General features: G+C 40.2%; 5 protein-coding genes and 1 pseudogene. 4 read left to right on the forward strand and 2 right to left on the reverse strand.

Going from position 1 to position 11,876, the window contains the following annotated elements:
• Positions 1–367: 367 nt before the first annotated feature.
• The 4 genes and pseudogenes from CLV95_RS03950 (at position 368) to CLV95_RS03965 (ending at position 7,793) form a co-directional block, all read left to right on the forward strand.
• Positions 368–1,321: a hypothetical protein gene (locus CLV95_RS03950; protein ID WP_002732507.1), complete on the forward strand. Its 954-nt coding sequence runs from the start codon at positions 368–370 to the stop codon at positions 1,319–1,321.
• Positions 1,306–1,739 (forward strand): annotated as a pseudogene (locus CLV95_RS03955) (hypothetical protein). The gene CLV95_RS03950 and the pseudogene CLV95_RS03955 overlap by 16 nt, the downstream one beginning before the upstream one ends.
• A gap of 27 nt (positions 1,740–1,766) precedes the next feature.
• Positions 1,767–3,491: a GMC oxidoreductase gene (locus tag CLV95_RS03960; RefSeq protein ID WP_002732565.1), complete on the forward strand. Its 1,725-nt coding sequence runs from the start codon at positions 1,767–1,769 to the stop codon at positions 3,489–3,491.
• A gap of 108 nt (positions 3,492–3,599) precedes the next feature.
• Complete coding sequence (locus tag CLV95_RS03965) at positions 3,600–7,793, forward strand: adenylate/guanylate cyclase domain-containing protein (protein WP_002732741.1); 4,194 nt, start codon at positions 3,600–3,602, stop codon at positions 7,791–7,793.
• A 364-nt stretch (positions 7,794–8,157) separates the two neighbouring features.
• On the opposite strand, the gene sph is transcribed toward CLV95_RS03965, so the two are convergent.
• Both sph and CLV95_RS03980 read right to left on the reverse strand, forming a co-directional pair.
• Positions 8,158–9,993: a sphingomyelin phosphodiesterase gene (gene sph / locus CLV95_RS03970; RefSeq protein ID WP_002728198.1), complete on the reverse strand. Its 1,836-nt coding sequence runs from the start codon at positions 9,991–9,993 to the stop codon at positions 8,158–8,160.
• A 1,076-nt stretch (positions 9,994–11,069) separates the two neighbouring features.
• Entirely contained in the window at positions 11,070–11,780 is a 711-nt protein-coding gene (locus CLV95_RS03980) for a class I SAM-dependent methyltransferase (protein WP_002732659.1), read from the reverse strand.
• Between the last annotated feature and the right edge of the window lie 96 nt (positions 11,781–11,876).

The raw sequence follows: 11,876 nt of genomic DNA on the forward strand, positions 1-11,876 counted from the left end.
TCTTGCAAGTAAAAAGCCTCATTCTTGTCGGAACACTTGAAAAATATCAGTTTTTGATCCTTATGATCCCAAAAGCCTTCTTAATTTGTGGGTAACGTTATGGCTCCCTACAGGTCGCTCGGGAAACTCAACGTCTCGCTTCTATTGGCGCTCGACGGGATTTAGGACACACTTGTAAGTATATTTTCGAATCTCAAACACAAAATTCGCGTTATTCTTTGCTTCAAACTTATTTCAAAAAATGCCAAGAAAACCACCAAAAAGAGAAACAATTGTTGCAATTGTTGTTTAAAAAAGCATTCATTGTCGATCTATGTCTTGGAAGAAATTAGCCCAATGTTTGCTTATTCTCCTGCTATGTCACAACGTGAATGCATATCAAGAAGACGGACATTTTTATACCGTCCAAACCATTTTAAATAACTTTCAGTCTTCTTCTCCTTTAACCAAAGAGGAAATCGCCCTTATCGCTTTTTGCACTCAACTTCCGGACGAAGTCCCCGAATTGGATGCGATTTCGGTGTACCAAAAGCTGGCTTTTAAATATCCTTCCGATTACATACTTTGGGTTCTTAAAAGCCAAGGTTCGCCGAAAGTTCTGGGGAGAATGGCCGAGATACAACAGTTGTTACACGGTTTAACCGGTGGAAACAGCGAACATCTTCGTAACGTAGCCGTCACAACCTTGGATCGACTGCGCACAAAACTTGCTTCCAAAAAGGAAAGACTTCCGGAAAGATTATGCGCGTTGGGTTTCGCTTTTCATTTGTTAGGAGATTCATTCGCACATCGTAAATTGTTAAATCCTAAAAAAATGTACCCTACGGGAAGAGGACACGCTTCCGATATGACCTTGCCCGACCACCCGGTTTACAACGATGATCGTGTTGTCGAATGGGAAAATTATGCGAAGAATATTCCGAATTTATTTCGTTCCGATCTGAAGGAAGTTGTAATCAAGGAAGATTTTAGAAAGATAAGAGAACTTACCGGAAATAACTATCCTTGGCATTGTATTTTTGGAACAAAATGCGAGGACAGACTTAGAAAAATCCTATTACATCGATTGAAAGAATCTGACTCTTTTCCAAAATACAATCCCTTACAGAAAGAACGTTATCCCGCTTCTAATTGTCAAGAATACGTTCAAAGGGTAGTCGAACAAAAGGACATTCCACACGTTCCGGATTGTGGTAAGTCTTGGAAAATTTACAAACAAGTTTCCCTGGAAGTTTGGAAAGATCTCGGTTATTTCCAAGATCAAAAATCTCGTAAACAAATCGAACTCTATGACGGAGACGACTTATGGCAGAATCCTTAAGGGAAGAACATCCTCGAAAAAAAAGAAAAAGAAAAGTTAAGAAGAAATCGATTTGGGGGAAATCCTTATCGTATTCGCGGGTTTTCCAATTTTAATCACCTGGATTTTTTTTCGCACATTCATATGTTGGGGCAATTTAAGTTATACTGGAGAAGTTTTTTGCACCATTTCCGGAGGAATCAATCCTCTTCTTTTGATTTTAACCTCGATTCTGATCGTATTGACTTTCGTGGATCTTCACAAATTGGGTGACGAACTTGAAGAACTGCCAAAATGGTCTTCGAAACGGATTTATAAGGGATTTCGTTCCTTGGAAAAAGGGGATAAGTTACATTTCCTGTTCTCGTTTGTTTCTTTTTTGGGAGCCCTGCTCATCGGCATCTATCTCTTAAATCGTCTTGAATTTAGTTTATTTTAATACACGAATATACTATTTGGGGTTGTAATGAAAAAATACGAAGCGGTTGTGATTGGTACCGGATTCGGTGGGGCCGTAAACGGATGCAGACTGAGCAAAAAGTGGCCGGGCCGGGTTTTGATTTTGGAACGTGGAAAACGTTATCCCAAAGGTTCCTTTCCCCGCTCTCCCCACGATATGTCTAAAAATTTTTGGAACGTTCCCGAAGAGGATAGTTCCAAAACTCGTCCAAAAAAACTTTCCAAATTGAATCAAACTGGTTTATTCGACATTCGAAACTACAAAAACATGGACGTAGTTATTTCCGCAGGACTCGGCGGCGGATCTTTGATTTACGCGAACGTTTTTCTGGAACCCCCGGATCACATCTTCGACGAACGCTGGCCTGCGAATGTGAAAAAGAAAAGCCTAATTTCATATTATAAAATCGTTAAAGAGATTTTGGGCTCCAGGCCAATTCCGACAAATAACGATCCTCGAAGAAAAATCGTTCGAACCGAACTCTATCAAAAATTTGCGAAGTCCGTCGGCCGAGAATCCAAACTCGCGGATATCAATGTGTTTTTCGGAAACGATTTTAAGAAACCGATACCGATAGGGCTTCAGGAAAAAAATCGTTACGGAGCCGTCCAAACCTCCTGTACGTATTGTGCGGAATGTGATATCGGATGTAATACACATTCCAAAAACACTTTGGATTTAAATTACCTTTTTGTGGCGGAAAATAAATACAAGGCGGACGTAAGAACCGAACATCTAGTTCAAAAGATCGTTCCTCTCGGACCGGATGGAAGCGACAATTCTTCTTATCACGGTGAAAACGGTTATCGAATTTATTTTAGGGATCTTTCCGCACATTCCAGGGATTTGATTTCCATCATCACAAAACGAGTCGTAGTTTCCGCGGGAACGTTAGGAAGTACTGAACTTCTTTTAAGATGTAAGGAGGAATTCAAAACCCTTCCCGATATATCAAATCACCTGGGAAAACAATTCTCTGGCAACGGCGACTTTTTATCCTTTGCCATTAAAGGGAAAGAACCTGCAAATCCGAACTATGGCCCGGTAATTACACAATATACGGACTATAACTTGTTCAAAAGTTATGATCCTAAAAAAGCTTTTATTCTTCAAGACGCCAGTTATCCCGTCTTTGCTTCTTACTTTGCCGAGGCGTCCGTTCCCTGGTTTTTAAGAATCGGGTTTTTCTTTCATATGCTCGGAGAGCTTTTCAAAAAATTTTTAAACGGCAAAATTTTGGGAAAGGTCGGTTACCTAATGAGCGAATTAATGAAAGGCGACCTTTCTTATACTTCGGCGGTATTGTTGTGTATGGGAATCGATCGCGCGGATGGTGAAATGATTTTGGATCGTAAAAGAGGTTTTGAGATTCAATGGCCTCAAAAGAACAGTATGTCGCTTTATGAAGCGATTCTCGGCGTGATGAAAGCCTTTGCTTCGTTTATCAAAACGGATTTTTACTTTCCGCTCCCGACCTGGTCTTGGCCGGTTCGCAATAACGTCTCCGTACATCCGTTAGGCGGCTGTATCCTCGGAAATTCGATAACTCACGCGGTAACTTCTGCGGATTCAAAAACTTTCGGGCAGGTTTTTTCCTACCAAGGGCTTTATGTGGCCGATGGAAGTCTTTCCCCGACCGCAATCGGCGCAAATCCATCTATGACGATCGCCGCTCTTGCCGAAAAAGTCGCGGAAGGAATTACGGGAATAAAACCGACGGCGAATCTCTGATAAAAAATACGTTATTGCAAGTATGAAGACGAGTTCAGTCAAAAATCTCTATCTAAACAAGCTTGCAGAATTAAACACAGGAAAATAATATTCGTTTTTAGGATTATTATGAATAGCGCAACGGAATCCATCAAAGACACATTGGAATTGATCAGACCTTATCTGCCTTCCGCAATCGTTCGGAGATTGGCAGATGCAAACGAATCCAAACTGCAAAGATCACAGTCTTTCGAGGGAGCCGTCTTATTTTTCGACGTTGTCGGATTTACTCCCACCACTTTGACGTTAGCGGCCAAAGGAACGAGAGGAATCGACGCGTTACAAATCGTTCTCTCCAATTACTATACTAGATTGCTCAAACATCTCAGCCAATGGGGGGGAGCAGTTTATCAATTTGCGGGAGATTCCGTTTTAGTCAGTTTCGAAAAACAAAAAGACGAAACCGATGCGGAAGCCGCACTTCGTGTCGTGAATTGTGCATTAGGAATTTTTAATTCGATTTCCGAATATAGCTCGAACGAACTTCTGGGTGAAACCGTAAATCTCCCGGCCCGAGTGGGATTAGCTTACGGTGTATATCAGGAATTTATACTAGGAGAACAGGATCGATTTTTAAGAGCGGTAATCGCAGGAACGCCTGTGGATCACTCCATTTCCGCTGAAAAACTCGCTTCGAGCGGAGACATCATTCTCAGTTCGGAACTCTGGAATCTACTTCCAACGTCCAAAACCGGCGAGAATATCAACTCCGATTTCCATCGTTTGATCGATTGTGAAAAATGCGAAAATATCATTCCGCTTCCTTCCCGTTCCGCGTCGGAAGAAAGAATCTCGGATGAACGTTTTTTCAAACGTTGTAAACGTTTTATAGTTCCGGAACTATATCAAAGAGTGACGAATATTCACAAAGCTTTTTCCGGAGATTACCGCGAGGTAGCTTCCGTTTTCGTTCGAATTGATTCGCCTCTGGAATCGAATGCGGATTCGAAAAACTTTAACAACTTCTTCACATACGTCCAAAGTGTTGCAACTTCCTGTTCCGGCACATTCGTGCTCACGGATTTATCTGACAAAGGTGGAGTATTCAGTGTTCTATTTGGTGCTCCTGCGGCGCTTGAAAATAAGGAAGCGTTGGCGGGTCGATTTGCAATTCGGCTCTTAGAAGGAGCTTCCAATTATCCTGCGGCAAAAAATCTACAAATCGGAATCTCGACGGGAATGGCGTATTGCGGGGATTTAGGGGCACCCTTCCGAAAGGACTTTACGGCTATCGGAGAAATGATGAATATCGCAGCGAGACTTGCGACTCTTTCCGGGTATAGCGGAGTCCTCATCGATTTCCAAACTAAAAGTAAGTTAGCGAAGAGTTTCTCCTTTCATGAAGTGGGGGACGTCGAACTCAAAGGTGTTTCAGGAGCTAAGAAGATATTTCAGCTAACGTCTGAACAGAAGAATATTCCCGGGCTTCTGATCCAATACAGAGATAAGATGATCGGAAGAAAAGAAGAGCTAGATCGCCTTCATAAGATGTTGGACACTTCCAGCGAAAAAGGCGGGGTGGTTTGTAGAATCATCGCGGATGCCGGAATCGGAAAATCCAGATTGACCAATACTTTTATCGATCAGGCTTATGATCGAAACGTCGAGATTCTCATCGGTTATTGTTATCCTTACGAAAAATTCACTCCATTCTATCCTTGGAAAGAATTGTTGAGTCTTTTTCTAGGAATTTTTGAAGACGATTCCTTGGAAACAAGAGTCTCGAAAGCGGAAAAAGCACTCTATAATTTGAATTCCTTCGACATCGCTTGGGCTAAGGCGCTCGTCGCGTTAATGGGAGTTCCCGTGCAAGAAGATCCATTGACTAGAGAAATCGACCGAAAACAAAAAAACGAAAGACTTTTCGAAATCATCCTCTGCTTGTTACAGGAACGTGCAAACGAGAAACCATTGGCGTTGGTCTTCGAAGACGTTCATTGGATCGACGAACTTTCTAGCCGCCTTTTGGAAAAACTCGCGTTCCGATTGTCTACGATGAAAGTAATGCTCATTCTCGTATCTAGACCGGAAGGACAGTTTGCAGAAGACTTCGTTTCTCCGAACGAAGAACTCATTCGTTTGAAAGAATTCAAACCGGAAGAAGCAAGGGATTTTCTCATTCACAAATTTAAATTGGACACAAGCCAAGAAGAATTTTTAGATCAAATTCTTAACAGATCCGGCGGAAATCCGTTTTTTCTCGAATCCATCGTGCATAACTTAATCGAAGAAGGAACTCTCAAAAAACTGGAAAACGGAACGTTTTCCCCATCCGACAAAAGCCGAGATATCCAGATTCCTAATACGTTAAACGACGTTCTGCTCGCTCGCGTGGATCGTCTTCAAGAAAGCGAAAAAATCGTTTTGAAAACGGCTTCCGTAATCGGTCGCTTAATCAACGTAGATACCCTCAATCATCTATTGCCGGTCGAATTTCGCTCCGAGATCCAGAATATCCTGCAAAGTTTGGAAGGTTTGGATCTAACCCCTCTTGAGGTTACGGATCCTCTTACATATATCTTCAAACATATCGTGATTCGGGATATTGTCTACAACACCCTTTTACACTCCACAAGAGAAGACCTCCACAAGAAAATCGCATCGTTTATCGAACAAGAAAACGAGGACAACGTGACAGAGATGGCGGATATTCTTGCGTTTCACTATCAGCAATGTTCGGACTTTGAAAAGGCGTATAAGTATTCTTTGATGGCCGCTCGTAAAGCCAGAAGTAAATACGCGAACAGGGACGCGATCTATCACTACAATAAGGCATTGGAGATGATCTCTCAGTTTGAAACGACAAAAGGAGAAGTCTATTACGAAATCAAACAGGAGCTCGCACATGCCCACCGTCTACTTGGAGAGTATTCGATCGCAGAAGTTCTTTTCAAGGAATGTTTGGAAAACAAATCCACGCTCAATTTGATTCGTTCTTATACGGGATTGGGTCAGGTCTATCAAGAACAGGACGATATTTCCCGTGCGATGGAAACCTTGGAAAAAGCCCTTCGTATTACGGGCATTCGTCCACCGGGCAGCAGACCGGATACGATATTCAAAATCGTATTACAACTTTCTTTTGTTCTTCGCTTTTCCATATTCGGCTCTTCTTATACGTCTTCGTACAATGCAGAACGATTGAAACTTAGATGTATCATTTTGACTACTTTAGCCAAATTATACATCATGAAAGACGTTAAAAAATTCGGTTGGTCGGTGTTTACGCAATACAACGCGACACAAAGATTCGAAGACCCGGTACGCCAATCTCTTGCGGAATGCGCGCTCGGTCAGGTTTTTGTCGGAATGAATCTTTTCGGACCCTCAAAACATTTTCTAACCAGAGGAAGAGAACTCGCCGAAAAAACGGGAGATCCTTACGCAAAAGCGATCAGCATTTTAGTACAAAGCGCTTATTACATGATGATCAACCGTTCGGATTTAGGACTTCCTTTTCTTCACGATTCGATTTCGATCTACCGCCAAGTTGGTGAAAAATGGGATCTGCTTTCGGCACTTTCTTCGGGCGGTTTTCTTTATTATCTTCAATCCGATTTTAGAACCGCAAAAAAATATTTCGACGATATCGGGGAACTCGCGAGCGATTTAGGCGCTCAGTTACAACTCCGGTGGACCCGAATCTGGTCTCCATACCTCGGATATCTTCTCGGTGAAATGGAACCTCTCGAATTAGAAAAAAAATTGTTAATCGAAGCCGAAAGAGCGGCTTTAGAAAACGACGTAATGAACGAACTTTCCACTATCAATAAATTGTTGAAACTCACAATGCTCGAAGGTTGGCCTGAAAAAGCCGCATACTGGTCTAGAAGAAGTTATGCGGGATTTTTAAAATGCGAAGTGAAATTCCCTCAACTTCAAATCGGAAACGTTTATCTCGCGGAAGCCGCTCTTTACGCAAAAAGAGAACTAGGCGATAAAAGTTTGGATAAAATCATCAATTACGGTTTAAAACACAGTTTAAAACTCGGGAAATATCTTCCTTATCTTTACGGCCCTGCTTTGATGCTTAAAGGAAAGTTGAAGTTACACGGAGGAAATCGAAAAAGTGCGGAAGCCATCTTTAAAAAAGCTGAATCCTTTTTGTCCAACACATTGAATCAATGGGAATACGCGACTGCATTGTATGAGGCCGGGCTGCTTCTGGAAGATAAAAATCGTATTTCGGTCGCAAAAGGAATTCTACAACAACTCGAAGCTAAGGCGGATTTAAAACGTTTGGAAGAAAATTCGATCGTTTGAATTTTCGCTTCAAAATCCGTTCCAAAACCTTAAAGTAAATCTGCTTCAATCATTCGTTCGCAACAATAGGTAGTAGTTTCCACGGATTATGAGATAATTTATGAGCTTTTAAACGTCTTTTTCGTTTTTAAACTTCTGCATTAGATGCTTTTGCGGCAAGTTCCAAATTCAAAAGACGATTATATAAGAATCCGTCGAGCGCCAATAGAAGCGAAACACTTTAGTTATCAGCTTGATTTTTCTGATAAAGTAGAAAACTAAAGCGCCGCTCTGAGGATCGCTTCCGCAAGTTTTGGGACGCGTTGTAAAGATGTAGTGGGTCATAAGATCTTATTTGAAATGACCTACTACATCCACAAATCAGTTACAGTGAAAAGGGCCAGCCTCCAAGTTTACGATAAATTAGATCTTTACTCCAATCTCTTTCAGGTGAGGTATTTAGTTTAACGTTAAAGAATGAATTAGGTTGGGCATTTTCATACCAAAGATAGATATAGTCTTTCCAACTTCCTCTGTCCCAAACCACAAGAAAATAATAATATTTCCCGTAAGTATCAAAATCTTTGAATACGACCGAATCGCCATCATCCAAACATCCCTGATTCGTTACTATCATTTCAAGTAGTTTAGAACCATTATTGAAGTTGGGATAGTAGGCATAGTTACCGCCTCCCCCTTGAAGCCACCAAGTCCAAAAATAATTTAAATACTGAGAGGACTCGATTCTAACACGTCCGCTTAACATACAAAAGGTATCCGAATCCGGATCGTATTCTTGCAATAAATTGAACTTTGTAAATTCCGTTCCTTTTTCTTCCACAGGTCCATCCGCTTTCAACCATCCATCCGGCCTATTATGATCCGTTTGAACCGCCTTTCCCGTATACTTGGCTATTAAGGAAACTTGATCGTATTTTCTCCTGTGGCCGGACTTTGTAGGAGTAGAAGGATCAGCATAAACAAAACCGTAAACTGGAAAATGATCGGAAAATTCGTAACTTGTATATCCATCCGCTCTTTTCCAAGTAGTCGACGAAATAGGATCATACGCTAAATTTTGCCAAACCGGGAATTGAAAATGGTCTTTGGAAACAAGTATATATTCCCCGTAGTTCGGGGTCCAGTTCCAGGAATAATAGCTATTATTATAAGCGGCGATTTTGTTCTTCTTAGGGTCCCATGTAAAAGGAATTCCAGCATAACTTGGCTCATTTGCTTCTAGTATAGTAAGCATTTTTTGATAATAAGATTTATCATTCTTATCCACATTCAAACTTCCTACGATCAACACGGTCTCCTTCTTCGGTATTTGTTTCGAACCGATAAATTTTCTGATTTCAGCAATCTGATCGGTTCTTGCGCCTACTCCCAAATCGGAACATGCAGAATCCTGCGATTGAGTATCCACTCCTAGGATATGAATTATTCGATCTTTTTTTTTAATTTTTACGTAAGCAAATCCTTTATCATAGAGTGCGTCATTACCACATCCATGATTCTTGAAGATATATTGTATTTTTTCTTGAATAGGCCATTTGCTTAAAACGACAACTCCTCCGTTGTTGACGTTTTGTCTAAAATCTCCAAGAGTTTGGTTCCAACCGTCTCGGGTTCTTCCGATTACGTCGGTTTGATCAGGATATTCCAAAGCAAGATTGTTTAGGAGTATATTTCGTGCATTCGTATCGAACGCTTCTTCAAGCACGATAACGTCCTGATTTTTCATAAATTTTGATTTTGCAAGAAGTTCCGCCCTTTCTTCCTCTTCCCAATATCCGAAATATGCGTCTTCTTTCGAATATAAGAAAAGATTGTAGCTGAGAACATTTAAATCTTCGTCAGAATCGGATATTCTCGTTGAACTGGTATTTGTAAATTCTATGTTTTGATCTTTCAGAGTGAAGAAGAAAGAAGTTAACAAACTGTTATAAGTCGGTCGCTCATCGGGAATACAGTTTAAAAAAAACAAGAAAAGGAAATAACTTACAGCGCGTCCCAAAACCCGCGGAGCAACCTTAGGAAGCGAACGCGCTAAGTTTTTCCGCTTTGTCAGAAAGACCAAGTTGCAAGAACCTGTCCAGCCCCAGTCTCTTCCGTAAGAAAAAACTGGGGCTGGACAGGTTCTTATAAAAAATCTTCCATTTTTAAATTCATTCAGCTTCTTATACATATTTTGAAAAAACTTTCGCTTTAATTTCATCAAACACCCTCTATTTACAAATTGCTTTCGATATTACTATGCACAAATTGAAAAAGACAATATTTTATGAAAAGTATTTCAAGAAGGACAAATTCAGAACACTACTCAAGCGACACATTTTGAAAATATTTTCCATTCCTCGATTTTTCAAAAATAAAAACATTAAATTATTAAAATATTCGGTTTGTCCATCGGAACCGTTATAAGGTTCGGCATCTGGAATTAAAATTAGAACTGTTGAAAAATCAATCCTTCATCCGTTTCTATCTCATGGAAACGGTCGATTAAAGCAGTTCCATTACTTTGAATTATGGAATTTCTCAACAACTCTAATTTAGAGCCGGTCTCAAAACCTGAAGAAAAATATCTCTAAACGATCCGGCAAGTTTTTAAAAAACGTGGGAGTTTCCACAGAAACCGTCGCATTGGCGGTTTTCTCCCTTCGTTTAAAATTGTAATAGTTCTTTCATTCCTAAGGTTTTGAGACGGGTTCTTATTCCAAAACCTCAGATGTCAAAACTTCTACAAAAACGAGAATTTCCACGCTCTATTACGAACTTATAAAATGATTATGCTGATTTCTTTTAAGACTTCAGGAAAAATTCTATATTTTTTTAGAGATAAATTCAAAACATAATATATAATTATATTTTCATTATAAAAACTACTTAAGACAGCCTTTCGCTATCGAAAGATAAACCATCTATAAAGCGCCCGCCGTACTTAAAAGTTTCCATACGGTCTAACATCGGCGCAAAATGAATTTCGCAAAACGCCCATTCTTACCAAATGCAAATTTGACGTAAGCAATTCCCTTCATATGTTTATTTTTCTGTAAAACAAAACGTGGAAAACCACGTTTCAAGGTCAAGACAACACTACAATTGAATATCATTGATCGCTTGAAGTGCAGTAGCTTCCACAGATTACTTCACATTACGTTCTTTTTGCATTTGAAACGATTTTCTTTGCAACGAAAATCATCATACAGTAATTAATAAACAGTGGCTCTGATTTCGTGAGAACTCCCGAACTCTTGGGACGACTTTGATTTTCTTACGCAAAACTCACGTTAGCTACTTAGCTTTTTTACCGATAAAAAACGCAATCGCACCAATCACGTAGAGTTCATACTCTTTGAAATTCTCCTTGAGAGCCGCTTCCAAATCGGGAAGAGTGTCTTCGGTATTATGAAAAACTCCTTTTCGATTTAATTTTTTCATTCCGATTTTGGATAAGAAATGAGTCTGACCTAAATCGTGTAAGCCGGTGGATCCGAAGATGACCCCGTCCGGTTTGCGGATTTTTAAAAGATTCTCGAATGCGATTGAGGCTTTTTTTCGAATGGGCCCGGGAACACAGTGAAACAAGAAATTCAATCCGATCGAATCGAATTTTTCCTTCGTATGGATCGGTTCCAATATATTGGCCCTATAAGCGTTGAACTGCCCCGCTATTTTAGAAAGCCTTCTTCTAGATTCTATCAGAGTATTTGGATTTAAATCCATTACCGAAATGATGGGTTTTTCTATCGGAAATTTCGCCTTTTGCAGAAGATAACCCGTTCCCACCCCTATATCCAGATGGTTGCCGCTTAGATTTCGACTGTATAAATCAATCATATTTTGCGGAACACAACGCCAAAACCATCTACTGATGATATGTAAAACGAAGAGGTCGTAAAGCCTTAGAAAACTAGGAGTATAAACCTGTTGTCCTTCTATAACTTCTTGGCTATACTGACTTTCAGACATACCGAGATCGACATACAGTTGATTTTGTTGCATTTTGAATCCTTTTTATATTCCGGAATTTACCGTATAAGAAACGATTTATTTTTCCTCAAATCCTTCAAGTACATTCCCAAATCACATTATTTTATT

The organism is Leptospira borgpetersenii serovar Javanica (assembly GCF_003046425.1).
GTDB classification, from domain to species: domain Bacteria; phylum Spirochaetota; class Leptospiria; order Leptospirales; family Leptospiraceae; genus Leptospira; species Leptospira borgpetersenii.

What these genes read in the sequence shown, in the direction of transcription:
- CLV95_RS03960 (WP_002732565.1), top strand. Translation starts at nt 1,767, where the DNA reads ATGAAAAAATACGAAGCGGTTGTGATTGGTACCGGATTCGGTGGGGCC.
- CLV95_RS03965 (WP_002732741.1), top strand. Translation starts at nt 3,600, where the DNA reads ATGAATAGCGCAACGGAATCCATCAAAGACACATTGGAATTGATCAGA.
- sph (WP_002728198.1), bottom strand. Translation starts at nt 9,993, where the DNA reads ATGAAATTAAAGCGAAAGTTTTTTCAAAATATGTATAAGAAGCTGAAT.
- CLV95_RS03980 (WP_002732659.1), bottom strand. Translation starts at nt 11,780, where the DNA reads ATGCAACAAAATCAACTGTATGTCGATCTCGGTATGTCTGAAAGTCAG.